This window comes from Georgenia sp. Z1491, assembly GCF_057652395.1.
Map to the genome: position 1 here is coordinate 2,529,416 of NZ_CM172729.1, position 21,552 is coordinate 2,550,967.

The window sequence follows — 21,552 nt, forward strand, 5'->3', positions numbered from 1 at the left end:
TCGTGCACACCCTTCCGTCAGAGCGAGAACAGCTCCCTGGCATTGCCGCCCAGGATTGCGGTCCGCACCGTGTCGTCGATCTCGAGCTCGTCGACGTGCCCGATGTGCCGACCCGGCGGGAACGGCAATGGCGGTCCGTCCGTCCCGAACACGATCCGGTCAGCACCGACCGTGTCGAGCGCGAGCCGTAGCGGGCCGACGCCGAACGTCACAGTATCGAGGTACAGCGTCCGGACATGCTCCGACGGCGGGCGCTCGAGCCTGACGTCGCCCCACGGCCCCAGCGGCGCGTAGTCGCGCAGCTCGTGGCCGAAATCGAGGCGGTCAGCGATGGTGCAGATCGCACCGCCGGCGTGGGCACAGAGGAATCGGATCCCCGGGTGCCGTTCCAATACGCCCGTGAGGACGAGCCGTGACAGCGTGAACGTCATGTCGAGCGGACGGCCGCAGAGCTCGCCCAGTCGGTAGCCGTCCATCCGGTCCTGACCGAGGACGGTTCCTCCGGGGTGGACGAACACCGGGACGTCCAGACCTTCGACGAGCTCCCAGAACTCCACCGGGAGATCGTCGAGGTAGGCGTTCCGGTCGCTGGTCGCGACGGCGAGGCCGGACAGGCCGAGCTCGCGCACAGCGCGCTCCGCCTCTGCCACGTGCTCCTGTCCGCGCCACGGGGTCACGCTCGCCAGTGCCGCGATTCGCGCCGGGTGCGACCGGACGAGCTCCGCCGCGAAGTCGTTGTAGTGCCGCGCGTCGGCGATATCACCCAGGTCCCGCTCGCCGTACCAGATGTGCGGGTCGGAAATGACCGAGAGGTCGATCCCGTGCTCGGTCTGCCGCTCCAGCAGGCCGTCGACGTCGAACATATCCCGCGGCAGCCGGCCCGAGCTCTCCCACTCCGGCGGGAAGAGGTGGCTGTGGCTGTCGACGATCACTTGTCGTCCCCGTGCGGCGACTGCCAGAACACGATCTTGCGCTCCGCGAACACCACGAGCGCGTAGAACAGGTAGCCGAACACCGCCAGCGCGATGCCGTAGGCGTAGACGCGGTCGGTCGCGAGCATGTCGCCCGCGATCTTCGTCTGCTGCCCCAAGCCCTCGCCGCCACCGATGAACTCACCGACGACGACACCGATGACGGAGAGCACCGAGGCCGTCTTCAGGCCGGCAAAGATGAACGGTAGGGACGATGGCAGCTTGAGCTTGAAGAAGGTCGACGTCGAGGACATCCGCAGTGACCTGAACAGGGTCTGCTTGTCCCGGTCGACGCTCGCGAGACCGGCGACGGTGTCGACGAGCAGCGGAAAGAAGGCGATGAAGGCACCCAGCGCGATCTTCGAGTTAATGCCGAACCCGAGGGCAGCGATGAAGACCGGGGCGAACACGATCTTCGGCGCCGCGTTGACGGCAACCAGCAACGGCATCAGCACGACCCGGCCGAAGTCGGACTCCGCGACGAGGACGCCGAAGCCGATTCCCAGTACGGCGGAGACGGCGAACGCGAGCAACGAGGACAGGATCGTGATCCACAGCGCCTGAGCGAGGAAGCCACCGCTCGCGATGTCCCTCCCCATCTCTCCGAGCACGCCGATGACGTCCAGCGGGTTGGGGAGGACGAACTCCGAAACCAGTCCGGTGCGCGTGACGAGGTACCAGAGCGCGAACAGGACGACGACGAAGCCCGTCACCGACACCAGTTGCGGGACGCGGGTCCAGATCGACGGCCGCTTTCCCCAGCCGGACCGGCCAGGCGGTCGGGTCCTCGTGCGCACGCGGCTCGCGCTCGTCGTCGAGCTGCTCGTCTCGGTTGTCGTGGTGGTCATCGCTCGTCCTCCGATCCGTGTCCGATCTCCAGGAGCCGGCGGACCCTGGCCACGAGCTCGGTGAACTCGTGGCTGGTGACCAGATCGAGGCTGCGTGGCCGCGGGAGCGGCACGTCGACGATCTCGACGATCCGGCCGGGTCGGGCGCTCATGACGACCACGCGGTCCGACAGGAAGACACCCTCAGTGATGTTGTGGGTCACGAGGATGGCGGCCTTGTCGTTGCTGATGTCGCTGTCGCCGACGATGCCCGCGAGCTCGAGGTTGAGGCGCTCGCGCGTCAGCTCGTCGAGCGCACCGAACGGCTCGTCGAGAAGCAGGACGTCGGGGTCGCCGATGAGCATCCGGCAGATCGCGGCGCGCTGCTGCATGCCGCCGGAGAGCTCGTGCGGGTAGCGCTCCTCGAAGCCACCGAGCCCGACGCGCTGCAGAAGTTCCTCCGCCCGTGCGTGGGCCGCCTTGGCGGCCCGACGGCCGCTCCTGGCCTCGATCGGCAGCACGACGTTGTCCCTGATCGTGCGCCAGTCCAGCAGCACGGGCGTCTGGAACATGACGCCCACCTCGCTCGGGGGGCCGGTGACCTGGCGGCCGTCGATCTCGATGGTGCCGCTCGTCGGCTGGAGGAGTCCCGCCACCGAGGAGAGCAGCGTGGACTTCCCGCAGCCCGACGGCCCGATGAGACAGACGAACTCGCCGGGCCGCACCGACAGGTCGATGTCGTCGAGTGCGACGACGTCGGGGCCCTTGGTCGAGAAGACCTTCGACAAGCCGCGGATCTCGACCGACGGGCCGTTCGTGGTGCGCTCGTGGTGGTTGGTGCCGACATCTGTCACTACGGTCACAGGTCGTCCTCCTCGAAGTCGTTGTAGGCGTCCAGGTAGTCGTTGACGAACACGCCGGAGTCGACCTCCTCCTCGAGGTAGCCCTGACCGACGAGCCCGCCTATGAGTCCCGCGACCCGGTCCGGGTCGTGGAAGCCCCACTGGCCGTCCGCACTCTCGGGCAGCACGAACAGCTCGTTGGTGTCCTCCAACAGCTCGAGGGCGAACTCGCGGTCCGATACCTCCTCCGGGTAGACCTCCCCCGTGATGTCGAGGACCTCCTCGTAGTTGTCGGGGTCCATGCCCCACACGGTCGCCATCGCGGTGCCGCGACCGATCGTCTCGACGATCTCGGGGTTCTCCTCGATGAAGTCCGCCGTCATCCAGAGGCTGGTGTCGAAGTACGCCTCCGCCCCGGGCACCTCGATCGACGCGGTCTCGAAGCCACGAAGCTCCATGATCGCGACGTCGATGTACGCCGCGGCGTACGCATCGATCTCACCGCGCTCGAAGGCGGCGACAGGTGTCGCTCCCGAACCCACCGCCGTCAGCCGGTAGTCCTCGTCGAGCACGAGGCCCTGCTCCTCGAGGAGCGGTACGAGCCACGACTCCGTGCCGCCCTGGCGCGCGTCGATGCCGATGACGCTGTCGCGCAGCCCTCCCACGTCGGTCACCTCGGACCCCGCCTGCGTGACGAGATCGAAGACGCCGCTCTGGTAGAGCAGATAGGTCGACCTGAACTCCTCGCCCTGCTCGACCGACCGAAGCAGAGGGCCAGGGCTGCACATGCAGATGTCAGCCTGGCCCGTGAGCACCTGCTGCAGCGCGGCGGCGGACCCCTCGGCGGACTCGACCTGGATGTCGATGCCGTCGAGGTACCCCCGCGCGTCGGCGACGAACAGCGGGTAGAAGCTCAGCCCGCTGGGGAACGGGACCATGACCGTCAGCTCGGTACCGCCGCCTCCGCCGCCGGAGGCGCTGTCGCCGTCCGAGGCGTCGGACTCGCCGCTGCACGCGGCCACCACCAGGGCGCCGGCAGCGAGCGTGGCCATCAGTTGGCGACGGGAGCTCCTACGAAGTCGCGTCATCGATCTCTCCTGTTCGTGTACGAGTGAACGTGCTCGGTGGACCTCGACGCTCCGCTGCGCCGGACCTGCGTTCTGCTCCACTGCTGATCGGTCTGATCTGCGCCTCCCCCGAGGGCGGAGACTTCTCGGTAGCCACCGACGAGAGGCCGGTGGCGGTTCAACTCACTGCGCTGTGTGCCGCTGGACCAGCATACTATGTCCGTTGTCCAACAAATGCCACATGCGAACCGCCGCGCGCCGTGGGCGAGCATTCTTGACCTCGATCCTTCATTCGGTCGGCTCTCTGGGCTCAACCAGTTCAAGCAGGCCGAACTGGGGCCGGGGGCATCGACCGGGGCGGCACCTCGGCACTCGCGTCACGGCCGTGCAGCTCGCACTGCGCCGGCGCAACAGCTCCGTCGTCGCCTGATGTTCGGGACCCAAGCGCAGCCAGCCCGCCGAGCCCTGCTTCGAACACGCCATCGACTCGACGCAGGGCGGATTCGTCACGGAGACACGGCGGCTCTTCGTCCATCAAGGGTCGACCACGTCGCCGACAATCTTGACGAACCGACAGGCCTCGGACGCTGACCCGCCTGTGGGAACGCCTCGTGATCGGTGCCGCGACCGCACCGGATGCGAACCGACCCATTACGATTGCGGTAAAGTCCCGCGCTTCGTGGACAATGAGATCCGGGCACTGACCATTGACGCGAAACATGACGGCGGCTGGTAGTGTCAGAAAGAAGAAGGTTTCCCTATTAGCCGTCGAGGATATCTTCAAGCTGTCCAGCCACAGAGATGACAGAATAGTCGTGATATGGTCGAGCTACGATTTGTGCTGCTGTGGGAACGCCATTCCTGCTGAGCCCAGTTGGGATCGAGACAACCGGACACGCACTTGTGAGATTGAACGCGATCGTAAAGGCAACGATCCAGCGGTCGGCTTGCTCGCGGCCATTGACGATCGGACCGCGCTCGATGAAATGGTCCCCCGCTGGGTACGCGGGCGCGGCGAGCGTGGGCAATAGTAGGTAATCGTATGCGCCAAACAAGGCACCGAAGGCACGATGCAACTCTGACGTCTCTTGCCGTGCCCTCAGATTGATCCGATAGTCATCAGTAAGTTCCATCATGCTCACAGAAAACTCGCGAGCATAATCTGTCAACGTGGACCCGGTATCGAGAGCGGACCGGACCATGGGCGCATAATACTGGGCGAAAACCATCTTGACCAGGTCAAACAGCCGCGACCAGGGCCATGGAAAGTTCACTAGGTCAACCCGAGCGCCTTCCTGCTCCAAGTGTAGACCAGCGGCGTGCAGGTTCGCCATTACGTCGGCATCCACATCGAGTTCGAGCATGGAATCGATCAGTCCGATTCGCGCCTCGGACAGATCGACCTGCGCGCCGCCGTCCACCGGGCTGACTCCAGCGAGTTGCGCGTGGTCGAGGCCAGCCATCACGTCGAACATCAACCGAAGATCCCCGACGTCTCGGGCCATTGGCCCGTTGTGGCTGCAAGTCTCCAGATGACCTGGAGCCCACCTCGGTATCACGCCATAGGACGGCTTCATCCCGACGATCCCACAGGCAGCGGCAGGCAGCCGTAACGAGCCGGCCGAGTCCGACCCTTGAGCGAGAGCCGTCGCGTGCGTGGCGAGAGCAGCCGCCGCACCACCAGAGGAACCGGCTGGGCTGTACGCCTCATCCCAGGGATTGAGAGTCTCACCGAACAGAAGGTTGTCCGTGACAGAGGCGCAACCAAACTCTGGAGTATTCGTCCGGGAATGCACTATCCCGCCAGCGTCAAGTAGTCGTGCTACGGCTGGATCGGTCACGCTTGCGACCTGGTCCTGGAACGCTCTGGATCCTAGGGTGTGTGGTTGTCCCTTGACGGGTGTCAATTCCTTGACCGCGAGTGGCAGGCCCTCCAGTGCCCTACACTTATCCGGCTCGCTACGCAGTTTCCGTTCGGCCCTGAGTGCCGCAGAACGAGCCTCCTCGTCAAGAATGAAGCTGAACGGGTTTACTGATCCGGCCACGTGATGCGCACGCGCCAAAAACGCCTCAGTGACCTCCACAGGAGAAACCTCGCCCCTACGCATCATCGTGACTAGTTCACGCGCCGACCGCCTTACCAGATCACTAGCGGGGACCGTCGCGTTGATCTTACAGCGATTACCCTCCCGGCTCAACAATGACACAGGCTACCTTCCCTACCGCAAACTTGTTCCGACAAACTCTTCTCACGACTGCACATTAATGTGCTCCCGTCGGCATCGCGACGCCCGCTGATTCAGTTGCTGGCAGGCAAGTAGTCGTTAGTTACGAACTCAGTGACATCGACACCTTGTTCGACGACGCCCCGTTCCTCGAGAAAGTCAGCGAGTTCCTGGTAGACCTGGGCATCGCTTTCCCCGTCAAAACCTGGTTCATAGGTCGCTTCGAATTGATCCATCACTGTCTGCCTGTCGGAGTCAGGGAACTCAGCCATGAAAAGATCTGTGGCGTCCTCGAGATTCTCAGCGGCCCACTGCTCCCCCCTGTCGAGCGCTCTCAAGAAACTCTCAACAATCTCCCCATTACCATCCTCGGCCAGCCAGTCGGGGTTCACCGCAACAGCACTGAAGGGAACATCCGGAGCGCCGAAGTCCGCATACGGGATAAAGTTGTATTCCCTATTCTGCTGCTCCATGATCACTGGGCCGTAATGAGCGAGCTCACTGGTCGCGTCAAGGTTCCCTTGGAGCAGTTGCTGGACCCCGCCGAATCCGGGATTCACCACCGTCATGTCCTGCTCGGTCAGCTCGGCGGTCGCCAGCATCGCACCAAAGTAAGCCTGGTCGACGACCAGGTCGGTCACTCCGACCTGCCTGCCGTTCAAGTCCTCTGGCACTTCTATTTCAGATTCCGCCAATGCGAGAAGGCCGAAAGGATTATTGGATTGATTCGATCGGACAATAGTTAACGGACTGCCCGAGTTCGCCGCATTTACCATATCTGCAGTATAGACGGCACCGATGCTTCGTTCACCGCTGCCAATGAGCCTTACCGAAACTGTCGGGTCGGTGGATGATCGAATAGTGACATCCAGCCCCTCATCCTCGTAGAATCCCTGGTAATCCGCAACAAAGTATCCAAGCGTTGTGCCTCCGGGGAGGAAATTGAGCTGGAAATCCAGTAACACAGAACCGTCATCACCACCTGCGGCGTTCTCCGATGCGCCACCGCAAGCGGAAAATAGTGCAGCTACGGAACATACTGCGATACCAGAACGAAACCAAGCTTTACGCATGGAAAGCGGCGCATGGGCAGCAGAGTTCATCAGTTCTCCAATGGACTTGGTAGATGCAGAGGGTGTCGTAGCGCCTCAGCGGCGTCCGCCACGGCGCCACGGAAGCAATAGCCACTCCGCGGCGACGACGCTAAGAAAGAGCGCCATGCCAAGTCGTGCGAGCAGCACTATGCAGGCGAATACAGTGGTTGACTGCAACATGGAGTTTGCTCGCGCAAGCAGCACGCCAAGTCCGCGGTCGGCGCCGACGAACTCTCCAACAATCGCACCGATGACAGCCAGGACGGACCCTACGCGGAGCCCAGAAAATATCTGCGGCAGTGCGTTCGGTAGGCGGGCTCGGAGGAAAACCTGCATTCGACTTGCTGGGATCGACCGCATCAGCGAAACCGCCCCGGAGTCCAGCGAGTCAAGACCAGCAGCGGCTCCCACAACGATCGGGAAGAACGCGACAAGCGCTGCGGCTAGCACCTTCGATGTCTCTCCGAACCCGAACCACAAGATGAGCAGAGGTGCGAGGGCGATAATGGGCACCGCTTGCGACGCGATCACGAGCGGGTAGACTGCGAGCCGCATTACCTTGCTGGAGGTAATAGCAATCGCGATGCCTATGCCGACGAGTATGGCGAGCAGAAATCCCAGCACCGCTTCGCGCAGGGTTACGATAGCTTCGGGCTGGTAGATAGACCAACTTGTAGTGAGCGACTGGAACACTGCCGATGGAGTTGGGAGCAGAAGATCGCTGATGCCCGACACCCTCACGTAGATCTCCCAGGCGACCAACAGCGCCAGGACGAGGAAGATCGATGGAAGCACCCTCACTGTCTTGGTGGTCGACCGGGCGATACGAAGTCCGCGCGGCGCTCCCGGAGCGCGTAAGTCGTTGTTCGTCATGCGCGCCCCCCAGCCGAGATGCTGTTCAGCAAACGGTGCTTGAGTTCGGAGAAGCCTTTACTCGTGACGACGTCGGTAAATTCCCTAGGTCTCGAGATGTCAACCTGTGCGCAGTCAGCGATGTGGCCAGGTGGCCCGTTCATTACCACTACGCGGTCCGAGAGATAGATGGCTTCCTCGACATCGTGGGTGATGAACAGCACCGTCTTCCTCAGCTCATCGCAGATGCCTAGAAGCCATGTCTGAAGTTCCGCTCGGGTGATCGCATCTAGAGCACCGAACGGTTCGTCGAGCAGTAAGAGATCGCGATCTAGCAGGACTGTCCGAAGCAGCGCAGCGCGCTGTTTCATACCACCAGAGAGTTCACCGGGATAGGCGTCCTGGAATCCCTCGAGCCCGAATCGGGGTAGTAGTTCACGTGCGCGCTCACGGCTTGCCTTGCGGCTATGTCCAAGCACATCGAGACCAACTACGACGTTGTCAAGCAATCTGCGCCACGGGAATAGATGGTCGCGCTGAAGCATATAACCGGCATGACCCGGGTCTCCGCTGACGTCCTCCCCCTTGTACTCCACCACGCCAGCGGTCGGCGGGAGAATTCCTGCAACCGCATTAAACAGACTCGTCTTGCCGCATCCGCTTCGTCCGACGATGGAGAGAAACTCACCGCGTTGGACCTCGAAAGTGATGTCGTGCACGGCTGTGAAGTCGCCGAACGACACGTGTAGTTCACGGACGGCCACTTCCGCAATCGGAGATGAGGTATCTGCGCGGGCCTCCAGGACGCTATGACCGTCAATCGGACGGGGGAGCATCATGATCACCTCAAGGGTTGGTTGCTTCTAGGTCGCCGGTATGCGTTTCTCATTGCTGGTCTTCCGTTCGACATCACTGTCGGGATATGAGTACCTAGCGGCTCTACCTGAGACTGTCATACATATGCCAAGCATGTCAACAGGCTGGCTGAGCTCGTTTCCGGCGCGAGAAGCACCCTCGGCTCCTCACGTGGGAGTGCAGCGAAACGCTGCCACCGGGGGCGCGGCACGGGGCCCGAGACTCCGATAGCAACATGTGAATGTGACCGGCCAGTACACAGAGGTCCGCGCGAGGACCTTTCAGAACGCCCGGGCTGATGGACGCGTGGCCGAAGTTGCGCAACTGGTAGGGACATCGGGCTGATGTGTGGCACGGCAACCTCGGCATCGTACGGATCCGTTCTCATGAAGTACGAGAACTTGGAGGCGGTGGCGGCGCGGCCTCAATGAGCCGAGAGCTCGGCACGTGAGTCGCGCGTGCGCCGACGTCACGCGCCGAGCTCTCGGCTGCATCCATCCCGAACGTCACCTACTCCCCCGGAAGCAGGGACGCGATCTCCACGGGCTCCTCCACCAGGCCCTGACGCTCGGTGAAGGCGATGAGGAACTCCATCTGCGCCGGGGCGACCTCCTCGAGATACTGGGGCAGAATGACCGCCTCGGCGATCTCGGGCGAGATCTCGGTGTAGGTGCCGAGCACCTCGCGCACCGCGTCCTGGTTCTCCGTGGCGAACGCCGCCGACTCGCGCACGGCGGCGGCGAACGCCTCCACCGTCGCCGGGTCGGACTCCCGGAGCTCGGCCGAGGTGAAGTACGGCGCCACGAGGAACGGCGTGTCGGGTGCGATATCCACCAGGTAGGAAGACACGAGCTGTGCCCCGGCCTCTTGCGTCATCGTGAGGAACGGTTCGTTCTGCGCGATCGCGTCGACATGCCCCTCTTCGAGGGCGGCAAGCATCTCCGGGAACGGCACCTCGACGAACTCCACCGACGATCCGTCTCCGCCCGACATATCCACAGCCTCGCGGACACCGGCATCCTGGAAGCTGTTGAGCGTGTTGACGGCGACGGAGCGTCCGGCGAGATCGGCGACCTCCCCGATGTCGCTCTCCGCTGAGACGAAGACGCCCACATAGTCCTCACCGTCGATCCCGGTCGAGGACGAGCCGGGCGCGATCACGGGGAGGTCGAAACCCTGGGAATGTGCCGTGATGAGTGCCGCGGCGTTCCCGAAACCGATATCGAATTCCCCGCTCACGACGCCCGGAACGATGGCGGCGGCCCCCTGACCCGACGTCTGGAGATTCAGCTCGAGTCCGTGCTCCTCGAAGATTCCCTCCTGGACACCGAGGTAGAGCGGGGCAACGTCGACGACCGGAATGACGCCGACGGTGAGCTCTGTGAGCTCAGCAGAGCCAGCGCCGTCGGTTGCGGTCCCCACGTCGGTGCCGTCGTCCACCGTTGGGTCCTCGTCGCCGGAGCCGCAGGCGGCGAGGACCGCCACGGAGAGGAGGATCGACGTGACAACTGTTGGCTTGCGCATGAGTAAACCTTCCGGTCAGGGCACCTATGGCCTGAGGTGGTGGATCGGGTCCACAGCGCGTCGGCGTCGACACACTGCGCGGTCGGCCGGGTCCGTCGGCGACGGGTGGCATCCGTCGACCATCGGTCGTCAGCCGGAGATCTAGCGCTGTCAAGGGTGCGGTCTCACCGCTTCAGTCCGGCTCTCCCTCGTTCGTCCCGCTGCCTGTCTCAGGGCTGGTCTCAGCGGTGCGAACGCGCGCAGCAGTCTGCGCTGCACACCCGTGCTCGATCGCCGCGCGATCCACACAAGTGCGCGGTATCGCCGGCCCGGGACACACTCTGCGCGGCCGGCGAGCATCGCCTCGACACCCGCGCAGGCAACCTGCTCCGGCGTGAGCCACATCCAGCTCGCGACGCCGCTGGCATCCGTGGCGCTGCGCGCGTGGAACTCGCTCCGGGTGAAGCCAGGGACAAGGAGCGTGACCGATACGCCGTCGTCGGCGAGCCCGGACCGCAGGCCGGCGGTCGTCGCGTGCACCCACGCCTTGCTGCCCGCGTAGGTGCCGGCGGACCAGATCGCCGCCGTCGAGCCGACGTTGAGGATGCGGCCCGAGCCGCGCCGCCGCATGCCACCGGCCGCCGCGTGGGAGAGAGTCAGGAGGGAGCGGACGTTGAGATCGAGCATCGCCTGCTCGTCCGCGAGCTCTCCCGCGGGGAACGGCATCGCTGTGCCCATCCCCGCAGCGTTGACGAGGATCTCCGCCTGCGTGGCGAGCGCAGCAACTCTCGCGAGGTCGGCCCCGTCGAGGAGGTCGGCACGCTCGGGCCGCACATCAGGGCTGCCGAGCGTCCTGGCCCGGTCCGCCGCGGCACGCAGCCGATCGGCGGAGCGGGCGACGAGGACAAGCGGCACGCCCCGGCGAGCGAGCACCTCCGCGATCGCGGCACCGATGCCCGACGTCGCTCCTGTGACGAGCGCGGTCCCGGCGCGGAGCTCGCCGTCCGGCGCGCGGTCGGCGGCGCTCACAGAGCCTCCACCCAGTCGACCGCAGCGGTGAAGTCCATCCCGGCAGCTACGTGCCGGCGCCCCTTGGCCACCACCGCGGGACTGTCGATCGCGAGCACGCCGCTCAGCCGGCCGTCCGACGCACTACCCGCGACGGACACCCAGCCACGCTTGGTCTCGCGGGAGTGCCAGACCGAACCCGGACTGCCACAGAACTGGATCTTGTGCTCGTACTGGTCGGACCAGAAGTACGGCACACTGCACCACGTCTGGGGCACCGCGCTCTGCGCCCCGAGCGCGTGAGCGACGTTCGCGCCGACGATGGCGCCCTGCTCGCGGGCCGACTGCCACTGCTCGACCCGACCATGGGCGCCCGTGAGCTCGTTGCGCCACCGGGCGGCGTCGCCGACGGCGAACACGCCGTGCGCGGACGTCCGTCCGCCGGCGTCGCACACGATGCCGTCGTCGACCTCGAGCCCCGCGCCGTCGAGCCAGTCGACGCTCGGGACGGCGCCGACGCCGACGACGACGACGTCTGCGTCGGCGGTGGAGAACTCCTCGCCCTGCCGGTACGTGAGCTCGTACCGCTGGCCGACGCGTGTCAGCCCGGCGACGACGGCTCCGAACTGGAGCTCGACGCCGCGCCGGGTGTGCAGGTCGACGACGGCGGACCCGTTGTCCGTGCCGATCACCCTGGTCAGCGGCGCGGGCGCCGCCTCGAGGACGCGCACATCCGCCCCCAGGGAACGCGCGGACGCCGCCACCTCCAGGCCGATGAAGCCGGCACCCACCACGATCACGTCGCTCGCGGACCGCAGGGCGGCGCGCAGCCTCGTTGCGTCCTCGCGGGTGCGGAGGTAGTGCACCGCCGCCGGATCGTCTCCGAGCTCGAGCGTGCGGACTGCCGAGCCGGTCGCCAGTACCAGCTGGTCGTACGCCACCGTCGTCCCGTCGTCGAGGCGCAGTCGCCGTGCCTCCGTGTCGAGGTCGGTGGCGAGCCGCTCCCCGAGCAGCTCGACGTTCTCAAGTCCCTGACCTTCGTCCGCCAGGAGATCGGTGACGTCTCGCCCGTCGCCGCCGGTGAGGAATTCCTTGGAGAGCGGCGGACGGTCGTAGCACGGCAGCTCCTCGCCAGAGATGATCCGGACCCGGCCGTCCCAGCCGTTCGCTCGCAAGGCGCGGGCAACACTGATCCCCGCGATGCCGCCGCCGACGATGATCACGCCGCGGTCGTGGATGTCACGCATGACCTACTCGACCAGAGTGATGGCGTGGACGGGGCAGGAGGCGACCGCGGCCCGCACCTCCTCGTGGAGGCTCGCGTCGGGCTGCTCGACGATGACGAACGCCTTGCCCTTCTCCTCGTCGATGTCGAAAACGTCCGGGGATTCCATCACGCAGTTGGCGTACTCGCGGCACACCGACTGGTCGACCTGAACCTTCATGTCTTCTCCTTCGATCTCGAGCGCGGCGCTCAGATCTCCACCGCGACGTATTTGCTCTCGAGGAACTCGTGGATCCCGTCGAACCCGCCCTCGCGGCCGAGGCCGCTCTGCTTCATGCCGCCGAACGATGCCGCCGGGTCGGAGACGACCGCACGGTTGACGGCGACCATCCCGGCCTCGAGGCGGCCGGCAACCCGGAGGGCGTCTCCAGCGGGGCCGTACACGTAGGAGATGAGTCCGTACTCGGTGTCGTTCGCGAGCCGCACGGCCGTGTCCTCGTCCGCCACCGCGACGACCGGTGCGACCGGCCCGAAGATCTCGCGGGCGAGCAGGTCGGCGGTCGGCTCGATGTCGACGAGCACCGTGGGCGGGTAGAACGCGCCCTCTGCGGGCACCGTGGCAGAGGTCGTCCGCCGGGCGCCCTCCGCAAGCGCCCCGTCCACCAGGGCAGCAACCTTGTCGCGCTCCTTGACGGAGACCAGCGCGCCCAGCTCGACGCCGTCCTCGTCACCCTGACCGACCGTGACCGCGGCCATCCTCTCGGTCAGGGCGACGGTGAACTCCTCGACGAGGCTTGCGTGGACGTAGAAGCGGTTCGCCGCGGTGCAGGCGGACCCGCCGTTGCGCATCTTCGCCACCATCGCACCCTCGACGGCAGCGGCGACGTCGGCGCCCTCGAGCACGAGGAACGGCGCGTTGCCGCCGAGCTCCATCGACGTGCGCACCACGGTGTCGGCCGCGCCGTGCAGGAGCGTGCGACCGACCTCGGTCGAGCCCGTGAAGGACAGGTTGCGCACACGCGGATCGTCGAGCATCTCCTTGACGAGTGGGCCGGTGGGCTCAGGCAGGATGACGTTGACCACTCCGGCCGGAACGCCCGCGCGCTCGAGCACGTCGGCGATGGCGAGCGCCGTCAGCGGGGTCTCGGAGGCCGGCTTGAGGATGGTCGTACATCCGGCGGCCAGCGCCGGAGCGATCTTCCGGGTAGCCATCGCGGCGGGGAAGTTCCACGGCGTGATGAGGACGGAGACGCCGACTGGCGCGTGCGTGATGATGATCTGCTTGTCCCCCGCGGGCGCCGGGCGGTAGTCGCCGCGCACGCGCACGGCCTCCTCCGAGAACCAACGGAAGAACTCTGCGGCGTAGGCCACCTCCGACCGTGCGTCGGCCAGCGCCTTGCCGTTCTCGCGCGTGATGAGCCGGGCGATGCGGTCCGCCTCCGCCGTCATCAGCTCGAATGCTCGGCGCAGGATCTCGCCGCGTTGACGTGGAGCGGTGGCGGCCCACGTGGATGCCGCGCCATGAGCGGACGCGACGGCGGCCCTGCACTCGTCGGGGCCCGCGGTGGCCACCTCGGCGATGACCTCACCGGTGGCAGGATCGTTGACGGCGCGCCGTCCGGCGCCAGCTGTCCACCGACCGTCGATGTAGAGGTCGGAGTGCACGTGTGCGTCGACGGCGGGGGCGTGCGAAGTGGTCATGGCTCCTGCTTCCTATGAGTGCGCCGCGGAGGCGGCGGGATCGGAGTAGCCGAGCAGCTCGCCGTAGACGTCGGTACGTCGCTGCTCGAGCGGGCTCATCCCCTCGCCCCGGTCGCGGGCGAGCGAGACGGTGTCCAGGTCGACGTCGACGAGGATCACCCGCTCGTCGTCCCGCCCGGCGGGCGGGACGACGTCGTTGCCGAAGGCGTCGATGACGACCGAGCTTCCGAGGAACGAGTGCGGACCGGTCTGGCCGACCTGGCTGGCGCAGGCGAGCACGATGGAGTTGAGGTTGGCCATCACCCGTGCGGTGCGCACCTGCCCGATGTCGGCCCCCAGCACGACGTCCCGGTCGAAGCCGCCGACCCAGGCTGTCGGTACGGCGACGACCTGGGCGCCTCGGACGGCCAGGATCCTGAGCGCCTCAGGGAAGCGCAGGTCGTAGCAGATGACGACGCCGAGCCGGACGCCGTCGACCTCGACGATCGGCAGCCCCACGTCGCCCGGGGCGAAGACCTGCGACTCACCGGCGAAGAGGTGGAGCTTCCGGTAGTGCGCGAGGCGTCGGCCGTCGGGGCCGTACACGACCGCCGAGTTGTACAGGTGCTCCCCCAACCGCTCGGCGAACCCCGCCACCACAGTGATCCCGTGGTGCGCGGCACGCTCGGACCACGCCGTGAGCGCGGGTCCGGGAGCATCGACGTGCTCGGCGTGATCACGCAGGAGCGAATGCTCCAGCACGTAACCCGAGTTCGCCAGCTCCGGGAGGACGACGATCCGCCCACCGTCGGCCGCCACCTGGTCGATGGCGGAGACGGTGCGCTCGACGTTCGACTCGATCTCCAAGGCGCCGAGGTCGAGCTGGGCGAGGCCGATCCGCACGACGGGCATCCCTCAGACCGCCAGCTCTCCGCCGGCCAGGCCCTCGATGACCTCGTCCGTCCCGAGGTCGAAGAATGCCATGATGCGGCAGGGGCATGCCTCGCCACCCTCGATCTTCCACGGGAAGGCGCCGATGACCGCGCGACGGTTGAGCACGGTCTCGATGTCGCCGCCGACGTTCTCCGCGTGGATGCAGCCGTCCTGAAAGGCCAGGTGATGCATGGGGAAGATGTCGGACTGCACCTCGCGGCCGGACATGTGGTGCGTGTAGTGGTAGTCACCACCGAAGAACTCGGAGTAGCTCTTGCCGACGTGCTTCTCGAACCTCTCGAGCAGGTCGGGACGCATGTTGCGGATCGTCGTGTTCATGGGGTGGTCACCCGAGCCCGCGTCGATCCCCCACCACCGGATCTCCATCTCGGCCATCCACCGGGCCAGTCGGACGCTGCCACCCGGGTGCATGGTGAAGTAGCGAACGAGGTCCTGCTGCGACTGCCCCTGGTAGTACCGGTGGAATCCGGTGTGGATGATGAGGATGTCGCCCTTCTTCACCTCCACCTTGGACGTGATGTGCTCGGGTTCGATGAGGTCCCAGTCCCCGACCTCGTCGGAGACGTCGACGATCGCGCCGGCGTGGATGAGCTTGTCCAGCGGGAGGGACGCCATGTCCAGGCCGCCGTCCGTGCCGTGCATCGGCCCGTCGAGGTGGGTGCCGGAGTGTAGCGATGTCTCGATCTTCTGGGAGACGATCTGGTTCGTCTGCAGGTTCTGCGTGTAGTACATCTTGCCGCCGGGATAGCCGACCCAGCCGGGGGTGTGTAGTCCCCAGGGGTGGGTGAGGTCAACGATGCGCATACGGCTCCTTCACTGAGGTGGTCGGTGGTTCGGACGTGGCGGGTCGGAAGGGCGCGGCGTGGCCGTGCGGCGGCCGCCACGTCCCACCCGGGTCAGCGCATGAGTCGGAGGCTGCCGATCTGGTCGACGAGTACTCCTCTGCCCTCGCGCTCGGCTGCCTCCAGCAGGTGGAGGGCGAGGACGAGGTCCTGCTCCACGCTGCCGATGGACTTGAACAGGGTGCGCTCGGACTCCAACTGGTCGGCCCGGGCGAGGTAGTCGCCGAGCAGGAGGGAGGTACTCGGGTCCCAGCCGGAATCGATGGCTTCGTGGCCGTCGCCCGACTCGAGGACGGCGTCCATGGCGTCGACGACGACCGTGGCGCCGGTGAAGACATCGCCCCGCAGCTCCCGGTCGATGCGCTGGGTAGCGCCCACGGCACTGATCATCGGGATGTGCCCGACCTCGGCGAGCCCGAGGAACGGATCACCCTTCGACGACGTCGCGACGTACAGCACGTCGCAGTCCTCGACCACCCGTTCCGCCGAGTCGTAGGCGACGACGCTGAGTGACAGTGCCTCGCCCATCTCGTTCGCAAAGGCCTCGCGATTGGCCTGCGTCGGGCTGTATACCGACGCGCCCGTGACGTCGACGGTCCCCCGCAGGGCGCGTAGGCCCTCGCGGGACTCCTCCCCCGAGCCGATGAGCCCGACCCGCACGCTGCGACCCTTGGCCCACGCACGAACTGCGGCGGCCGCCGTCGAGGATGTCCGCAGACTCGTGATCCGCCGACCGTCGACGATGGCGAGCGCGTCGCCGGTCGACTCCCGATAGAGGTGAATGTGGTACCTGACCCGCTTGCCGACCCGGTGGAACTCCTTGTACCCGGTAACGTCCAGATCGGATATCGATCCCGAGAGGATCCGGGACCAGGACACGTCTCCGTTGACCTGCACGCGGCCGGTGGCCACCGTGCTGCGGTCGACCGTGGCCGCCGCGACCGCAGCCTCGAGTCCCAGCTCGGGGGTCGCCAGCGCATCGACGTCGTCGCTGTAGATGAGCCGGACCTGACCCGCATCCTCACTCACGCCGGATTCCTTCCGACGTAGAACTCCTCGTCCGGGAGGTTGGTGACGTCAAGGCCGGACTTGACCGCCGCGGTGCGGATGGTCGCCATCTGCCCGGCGCTGATGCGCATGTGGGGCTGACGGATGGGGCCCCCGTTGTAACCGTTGAGCCAGCCCTGGTACTTCCAGTGCATACGCGGGACGAGCCCACTGTTCGCCACGAGCGGGGTGCAGACGGCTGCGTGCGCTCGTCGGGCCGGCGCGATCTGCCAGTACAGCTCCATGCCCTGGTCCCAGGTCGCCTTGTCCGAGAGCAGCTTCAGCATCCGCGGCACCACCGGACCGACGATCTCGTAGTTGGAGGTGCCCATGAACTGCATGCCGTAGTTCGCGATCCAGGCAGGCGCGTTGAACTCGAGTGGGTCGGTGACGACGACCTCGCCGTTGAAGCGTTCGAACACCGCGGCGATGCCGCCGACGCCCGGGCCCCCGACCTCGTTCTTGATCGCGACCACCTGGGGGATCGTGTCGACCATCTCCTCCAGGAGGGAGACCGAGAAGCCCGCCGCGTGGAGCCGGCCGAAGTTCCACTGGTCCATCGCAAAGATGATCACGCCGGTGTCCCTGCCAGCGTCCGCCACCGTCCGCGTGAAGTCCACGACCTCCTCCGTCGTCGCCGGGTTGAAGTACAGGGGGTAGGAGGGCATGACGAGGTCCACGCCGGCCGCGGCGCCGTGCTCCACCGAGGCCACGGTCGCGGCGAGGGTGGGCTGGCTGGCCTGCAGCACCGTGACGAACTCGTCGCCCGCCTCGTCGACCACTATCTCGGTGAACCTTCGCATCTCCTCGGCGGTCGTGCCTGCCTCCGAGACGATGAGCACCCCGCTCTGGCCGTGCTCCTTCGCGAGCGCGACGTCGTGCCGGATCGCGGTCTCGTTGAGCCTGGACAGATCACTGGTGAAGGTCGGGCTCACGCACCCGCACGCTCCTCGTAGGGACTCCAACGCCCACGCTCGTGCCTCGCCTGCCTGATACGTCCTCATGCATCCCTCTCGTCGTTCTCCGTGCGTGCGGTGGCGTCCGTGTGCTGGGGTTCGCTCGGGTCCGGCCCGAAGGGGGTCTCCAGGCCCTTGCCGACCTCGAGCGGCGTGGACCAGGTGAGCGCTTCCAGAGTGATGGCGTCGAGCTGGATCGAGTGCTCGTGCCCGAGCGAGGTGATCTCCAACCGCTCTCCGTTGCGTGTCTGCACCCGTCGCAGGCTCACGGCCGCGAACTCGTTGGAGATCACCCAGGTGCCATGGTCGACAGTTTCGTTGCTCACAGCAGGATCCTCAGCTGGGGAAAATCGATGACGACCTGGTCGAGCACGGCCCACCGACGCGTGAGGACCAGCTCGCCCTCGCGGCGCTCGAGCCGGTCGGTGCGCTCACCGGTGATGTATTTCGGCAGGTCGGACTGCCGGGTCCCCACCAGCACGGCATTGCTCTTGACCGTGAACGCGTCGGGATCGACGGTTCGTGTCGCGCGCACGCTCGTGATGAAGTGCCGGAAGCGCACCGGAGGGTTCTCCCCCCACGCCATCTCGTAGATGTCCTCGTCGAACCGGCGGAACCACTGCAGGGCGAGCGACCATCGGGACTCGTCGATGAGCATGCTGCGGTCGTCGAAGTGCGGCTTGAAAGGGGTGTCCGGCGTCTTCGGCGTCGGCATCTGATAGGTGAAGTCCCCCGCCACCAGCTCCACCCAGTCGTGAAAGCGACGGTCGTCGAGGAGCTCGGACTCGAGCGCGAGGAAGTCGCTGATCTCGCGGTGCGTCTCCGCGTCGACGTACTCGGGTCGGGTGTAGGTGTGGCGCGACCCGAGAATCGGCGTGCTCATGCGTCCACCCCGGCCCGGGGTTCGGACGCACCGGTCATGAGCTCGTCCCAACGGCTGTGGAAGCACCGGATCGTCCGCTCGGTCCGGTCGCCGTCGACGACGTCACCGGGCCAGCCGAGGTCATCGGGCGCCTTGGGGTGGTGCTTGCCGCCCTCGAGGGTGACCGGCAGCGTACGGGCACGGTCCCCGTAGCTGGCCTCCGAGATGCCGACGAAGTTCTCGGTGTCGTCGATCTCGAAAAGTCCCGAGGGGCCGTTGGTGCGCAGGTACCCGAGGCGGGAGAGTCGCTTCCACTCATCGTCCGCCTGCTTCGGCATGAAGATGAACCACAGCTGCTCGGACGTCGTCGCGTCGATCGGGTAGCGCATAGTGATCCGGATGTAGCGGGCGTGCATGTCCGGGCCATCGATGTTCGTCTTGAAGTTCTCGATGAAGGACATGTTCGGGAAGATCGACCCGTGACCGACCGACATGGCGGACATGAGTGACTGCTGCGCAGGTGAGAGAACCGAGTCGATGTCGGCCCACATCTCGTGCGGGTATCCGAAGTAGTGGTTGCCCTCCAGCACGAGCGGGAGGCGCTGGATGCGCATGGTGTGGCCGTGCGGGGTGGTGACGGTGCGGCCGGTGAACTTCGGTGTCACCTCGTCGCTGAGCTTGACCAGGTCCTTCTCCGTCGCGAAGAGGCCGAGCTCGAACGCGGACGCGTGCGTCACCGTGGTGTGGTAGCCGTCGCCGGAGAGGTTCTCGCCCTCAGTCTTCCAGTTTGCCTTGATGATGTTGCGGACGGGGGTGCCGACGACCTCCAGGCCCCCGGGGAACTTGTCGAAGACCGTCTCGAGGTACCAGGCGATGTCACCGAGGTAGTCGAGCAGCGGCATGGCGTCTGGATCCCACGTAGCGAAGACCAGCCCGAAGATCGACTCCACCTTGGCGGGCTTGAACAGCCCGAGCTGCTTCTTGTCGATGCCGTCCCTCCCGTAGACGTCGCGCTGATACGTGACGCCCTGGAGCGCACCCGTGTTGGCGTAGGTCCACCCGTGGTAGCTGCAGCGGAAGTGGGAGGTGTTTCCGCTGTCCGCCCGGCACAGCGGCACGCCGCGGTGCCGGCACGTGTTGAGGAGGACCTGGATCTCGTCGTTCTCGTCGCGCACCACGATGACCTGGTCGCGGCCGATCTTGCGCAGGACGTAGTCACCCGGCGACGGGATCTCGCTGTCGTGCGCCAGGTACTGCCAGCAGGTCGCGAAGATGCTCTGCATCTCCTGCTCGAACACGTCCTCGTCTGACCACCGCTCGCGGCGGACCTGCTCATTCCGGACATCTACTTCAGCCGTCATCACCACTCCCCGTCTCCATCGACGAAAACGCTTCGTGCAACCATCTTGGTACCTTGTCGTACAAATGGCAAGCGCGTCTATCGCGTCGGCACGCCCTGTACACCTTCTCGCGCAGCCGTCGGCCCTGGCCACGCCATTTGAGGTACCTGCAGCTATCGCCGCCTCAGCACAGTCGCCCCATCGAACGACCAGTAGCCCGCCGACGGCTCTCCGCCGATCTCCGACGAAGAGCGTCACCCTCGACGGCCTGCCCGTTCCCGATGGCGTCGCCACGACGATGACACCCACGATCCCGTTCGCTCGCTTCGGTGAGAACGAACGCGGAATGTCCACTCGCCTATGGATCCTCGCCGTCGCCGTGGTGACCAGGCTCGGGCCGTACTCGGACGACGACATCCACCCCTACCGGTAGGCGCTCGAGCCGATGAAGATCACCCGCACGCACGCCAGGGCGGCACAGGGCACGGCACCCTGGCCCAGCGACCCGTGACCCCGACGACGGGCCGAAACCTCTCCGCGGGCAGTCACCGGCGGTCGGCTGGGTTTCCGCAGAACCAGTTTCTGCTTGAGGCGCCGTCAGTACCCGCGGATGGTGGCCGGCGCCCCGACCGGCATGTCCCAGGCCGAGGCGAGCAGGGCCGGCAGCCGCGTGGGCAGGTCCCGCGGGCTGAACAGGGTGCCGCGGCCGGAGGCCTCGGTCATCTCCCGCGGCGTCCACCAGCGGATCGCGGCGGTGCTCCCGGGCCAGGCGCCCGCGGCCCCGCCGACGGAGGCTGATCCGTCGCGAGCAGCGGCGCCGTCGCTCATCGGGACCCCGTTGCCCGACGGCACGCCATTGCTCGACGGCACGCCATTGCTCGACGGCACGCCATTGCTCGACGGTTCGCCGTCGCTCGTCGCGGCGCCGTCGCTCGTCGCGGCGCCGTCGTCGACGAGGGCCGGCCCACCCGCGGGTGCGGGCTCGAAGTGCGGGACGCGCACGAGGTAGACCTCATCGACGATCTCGCCGGCGCCGTGCGGGCCCGCGCCGGTGGCGGGCACGTGCTGGACCCACGCGAGGTCGCGCAGCGCGCCGTCGGCGAGGAGCAGACCGGTCGCGGCGTGCAGTGCGCGCCGGAGCACGGGCTCGGGCGCCTCGCCGAGGCCGGCGGGACCGCCGGGACCGGCCCAGACGGTTCCCGCGGGGCCCTCGTGCGCCACGAGGAGGACCCGGCCGGCGCCGTCGACGAGCAGCGCGCGGCACGACCGTTCGAAGGAGAGCTCGGCGTGCATCCGTCGATCATCACCGACGACGCCCTCCTCGCGCATCCCCCTCGAGGAGGTTCTCGTCATGCGTGATCCCTCACGCCCCATCGGGCGGTTCTCGGCCGGAGCTGGGCCG

Annotated in this window: 22 protein-coding genes; 1 reads left to right on the forward strand and 21 read right to left on the reverse strand. The window is 66.5% G+C overall.

Going from position 1 to position 21,552, the window contains the following annotated elements; all coding sequences use genetic code 11:
* Window positions 1-17: 17 nt before the first annotated feature.
* The 20 genes from AC24HA_RS11660 to AC24HA_RS11755 all read right to left on the reverse strand — a co-directional run bounded on the left by AC24HA_RS11660 (window position 18) and on the right by AC24HA_RS11755 (window position 20,108).
* A complete protein-coding gene (locus tag AC24HA_RS11660; RefSeq protein WP_425709724.1) occupies window positions 18-932 on the reverse strand; it encodes an amidohydrolase family protein in 915 nt (304 codons plus the stop codon).
* Entirely contained in the window at window positions 929-1,819 is an 891-nt protein-coding gene (locus AC24HA_RS11665; RefSeq protein ID WP_425709725.1) for an ABC transporter permease, read from the reverse strand. Before AC24HA_RS11665 ends, AC24HA_RS11660 begins: the two co-directional genes overlap by 4 nt.
* Window positions 1,816-2,661 (reverse strand): ABC transporter ATP-binding protein, encoded by an 846-nt coding sequence (locus tag AC24HA_RS11670; RefSeq protein ID WP_425709726.1) that lies wholly within the window; start codon window positions 2,659-2,661, stop codon window positions 1,816-1,818. The genes AC24HA_RS11665 and AC24HA_RS11670 overlap by 4 nt, the downstream gene beginning before the upstream one ends.
* Window positions 2,658-3,728: an ABC transporter substrate-binding protein gene (locus tag AC24HA_RS11675; protein WP_425709727.1), complete on the reverse strand. Its 1,071-nt coding sequence runs from the start codon at window positions 3,726-3,728 to the stop codon at window positions 2,658-2,660. Before AC24HA_RS11675 ends, AC24HA_RS11670 begins: the two co-directional genes overlap by 4 nt.
* A gap of 740 nt (window positions 3,729-4,468) precedes the next feature.
* Complete coding sequence (locus tag AC24HA_RS11680; protein ID WP_487563632.1) at window positions 4,469-5,818, reverse strand: amidase; 1,350 nt, start codon at window positions 5,816-5,818, stop codon at window positions 4,469-4,471.
* Between the two features lie 188 nt (window positions 5,819-6,006).
* Window positions 6,007-7,035: an ABC transporter substrate-binding protein gene (locus AC24HA_RS11685; protein ID WP_487563505.1), complete on the reverse strand. Its 1,029-nt coding sequence runs from the start codon at window positions 7,033-7,035 to the stop codon at window positions 6,007-6,009.
* A gap of 45 nt (window positions 7,036-7,080) precedes the next feature.
* Window positions 7,081-7,899, reverse strand: a complete 819-nt coding sequence (locus AC24HA_RS11690; RefSeq protein WP_487563506.1) for an ABC transporter permease — start codon at window positions 7,897-7,899, stop codon at window positions 7,081-7,083.
* Window positions 7,896-8,717 (reverse strand): ABC transporter ATP-binding protein, encoded by an 822-nt coding sequence (locus AC24HA_RS11695; RefSeq protein WP_487563507.1) that lies wholly within the window; start codon window positions 8,715-8,717, stop codon window positions 7,896-7,898. The genes AC24HA_RS11690 and AC24HA_RS11695 overlap by 4 nt, the downstream gene beginning before the upstream one ends.
* 526 nt (window positions 8,718-9,243) lie before the next feature.
* Window positions 9,244-10,257 (reverse strand): ABC transporter substrate-binding protein, encoded by a 1,014-nt coding sequence (locus tag AC24HA_RS11700; RefSeq protein ID WP_425710119.1) that lies wholly within the window; start codon window positions 10,255-10,257, stop codon window positions 9,244-9,246.
* Between the two features lie 150 nt (window positions 10,258-10,407).
* Complete coding sequence (locus tag AC24HA_RS11705; RefSeq protein ID WP_425710120.1) at window positions 10,408-11,265, reverse strand: SDR family NAD(P)-dependent oxidoreductase; 858 nt, start codon at window positions 11,263-11,265, stop codon at window positions 10,408-10,410.
* Window positions 11,262-12,491, reverse strand: a complete 1,230-nt coding sequence (locus tag AC24HA_RS11710; protein ID WP_425710121.1) for an NAD(P)/FAD-dependent oxidoreductase — start codon at window positions 12,489-12,491, stop codon at window positions 11,262-11,264. The genes AC24HA_RS11705 and AC24HA_RS11710 overlap by 4 nt, the downstream gene beginning before the upstream one ends.
* 3 nt (window positions 12,492-12,494) lie before the next feature.
* Window positions 12,495-12,689 (reverse strand): ferredoxin, encoded by a 195-nt coding sequence (locus AC24HA_RS11715; protein WP_487563508.1) that lies wholly within the window; start codon window positions 12,687-12,689, stop codon window positions 12,495-12,497.
* A gap of 29 nt (window positions 12,690-12,718) precedes the next feature.
* Window positions 12,719-14,170, reverse strand: coding sequence for an NAD-dependent succinate-semialdehyde dehydrogenase (locus AC24HA_RS11720; protein WP_425710122.1), 1,452 nt, complete (start codon window positions 14,168-14,170; stop codon window positions 12,719-12,721).
* A gap of 12 nt (window positions 14,171-14,182) precedes the next feature.
* Window positions 14,183-15,061 carry a carbon-nitrogen hydrolase family protein gene (locus AC24HA_RS11725; RefSeq protein WP_425710123.1) on the reverse strand — a complete coding sequence of 293 codons (879 nt, stop codon included), beginning with the start codon at window positions 15,059-15,061 and terminating at the stop codon, window positions 14,183-14,185.
* A 3-nt stretch (window positions 15,062-15,064) separates the two neighbouring features.
* Window positions 15,065-15,907, reverse strand: coding sequence for a cyclase family protein (locus AC24HA_RS11730; RefSeq protein ID WP_425710124.1), 843 nt, complete (start codon window positions 15,905-15,907; stop codon window positions 15,065-15,067).
* Between the two features lie 92 nt (window positions 15,908-15,999).
* Window positions 16,000-16,974: a hypothetical protein gene (locus AC24HA_RS11735; RefSeq protein WP_425710125.1), complete on the reverse strand. Its 975-nt coding sequence runs from the start codon at window positions 16,972-16,974 to the stop codon at window positions 16,000-16,002.
* The gene (locus AC24HA_RS11740) at window positions 16,971-17,927 is read right to left on the reverse strand and encodes a dihydrodipicolinate synthase family protein (RefSeq protein ID WP_425710126.1); all 957 of its coding nucleotides are present in this window, start codon (window positions 17,925-17,927) and stop codon (window positions 16,971-16,973) included. Before AC24HA_RS11740 ends, AC24HA_RS11735 begins: the two co-directional genes overlap by 4 nt.
* A 65-nt stretch (window positions 17,928-17,992) precedes the next feature.
* Window positions 17,993-18,274 carry a hypothetical protein gene (locus AC24HA_RS11745; protein ID WP_425710127.1) on the reverse strand — a complete coding sequence of 94 codons (282 nt, stop codon included), beginning with the start codon at window positions 18,272-18,274 and terminating at the stop codon, window positions 17,993-17,995.
* Window positions 18,271-18,831, reverse strand: a complete 561-nt coding sequence (locus AC24HA_RS11750; RefSeq protein WP_425710128.1) for an aromatic-ring-hydroxylating dioxygenase subunit beta — start codon at window positions 18,829-18,831, stop codon at window positions 18,271-18,273. The genes AC24HA_RS11745 and AC24HA_RS11750 overlap by 4 nt, the downstream gene beginning before the upstream one ends.
* Window positions 18,828-20,108, reverse strand: coding sequence for an aromatic ring-hydroxylating oxygenase subunit alpha (locus AC24HA_RS11755; RefSeq protein WP_487563509.1), 1,281 nt, complete (start codon window positions 20,106-20,108; stop codon window positions 18,828-18,830). Before AC24HA_RS11755 ends, AC24HA_RS11750 begins: the two co-directional genes overlap by 4 nt.
* A 340-nt stretch (window positions 20,109-20,448) precedes the next feature.
* Here AC24HA_RS11755 and AC24HA_RS11760 point away from each other — a divergent pair, with 340 nt between their 5' ends.
* Window positions 20,449-20,583, forward strand: coding sequence for a hypothetical protein (locus AC24HA_RS11760; protein WP_487563510.1), 135 nt, complete (start codon window positions 20,449-20,451; stop codon window positions 20,581-20,583).
* 164 nt (window positions 20,584-20,747) lie between these two features.
* Here the strand turns inward: AC24HA_RS11760 and AC24HA_RS11765 are convergent, their stop codons facing one another.
* A complete protein-coding gene (locus AC24HA_RS11765) occupies window positions 20,748-21,503 on the reverse strand; it encodes an NUDIX hydrolase (RefSeq protein WP_425710129.1) in 756 nt (251 codons plus the stop codon).
* Between the last annotated feature and the right edge of the window lie 49 nt (window positions 21,504-21,552).

Bases quoted from the DNA above. Each gene is read 5' to 3' on its own strand.
- AC24HA_RS11665 (WP_425709725.1), bottom strand. From the start codon at position 1,819: ATGACCACCACGACAACCGAGACGAGCAGCTCGACGACGAGCGCGAGC.
- AC24HA_RS11685 (WP_487563505.1), bottom strand. From the start codon at position 7,035: ATGAACTCTGCTGCCCATGCGCCGCTTTCCATGCGTAAAGCTTGGTTT.
- AC24HA_RS11695 (WP_487563507.1), bottom strand. From the start codon at position 8,717: ATGATGCTCCCCCGTCCGATTGACGGTCATAGCGTCCTGGAGGCCCGC.
- AC24HA_RS11710 (WP_425710121.1), bottom strand. From the start codon at position 12,491: ATGCGTGACATCCACGACCGCGGCGTGATCATCGTCGGCGGCGGCATC.
- AC24HA_RS11730 (WP_425710124.1), bottom strand. From the start codon at position 15,907: ATGCGCATCGTTGACCTCACCCACCCCTGGGGACTACACACCCCCGGC.
- AC24HA_RS11765 (WP_425710129.1), bottom strand. From the start codon at position 21,503: ATGACGAGAACCTCCTCGAGGGGGATGCGCGAGGAGGGCGTCGTCGGT.
- AC24HA_RS11750 (WP_425710128.1), bottom strand. From the start codon at position 18,831: ATGAGCACGCCGATTCTCGGGTCGCGCCACACCTACACCCGACCCGAG.
- AC24HA_RS11700 (WP_425710119.1), bottom strand. From the start codon at position 10,257: ATGCGCAAGCCAACAGTTGTCACGTCGATCCTCCTCTCCGTGGCGGTC.
- AC24HA_RS11760 (WP_487563510.1), top strand. From the start codon at position 20,449: ATGACACCCACGATCCCGTTCGCTCGCTTCGGTGAGAACGAACGCGGA.
- AC24HA_RS11715 (WP_487563508.1), bottom strand. From the start codon at position 12,689: ATGAAGGTTCAGGTCGACCAGTCGGTGTGCCGCGAGTACGCCAACTGC.
- AC24HA_RS11720 (WP_425710122.1), bottom strand. From the start codon at position 14,170: ATGACCACTTCGCACGCCCCCGCCGTCGACGCACACGTGCACTCCGAC.
- AC24HA_RS11690 (WP_487563506.1), bottom strand. From the start codon at position 7,899: ATGACGAACAACGACTTACGCGCTCCGGGAGCGCCGCGCGGACTTCGT.
- AC24HA_RS11675 (WP_425709727.1), bottom strand. From the start codon at position 3,728: ATGACGCGACTTCGTAGGAGCTCCCGTCGCCAACTGATGGCCACGCTC.
- AC24HA_RS11725 (WP_425710123.1), bottom strand. From the start codon at position 15,061: ATGCCCGTCGTGCGGATCGGCCTCGCCCAGCTCGACCTCGGCGCCTTG.
- AC24HA_RS11680 (WP_487563632.1), bottom strand. From the start codon at position 5,818: ATGATGCGTAGGGGCGAGGTTTCTCCTGTGGAGGTCACTGAGGCGTTT.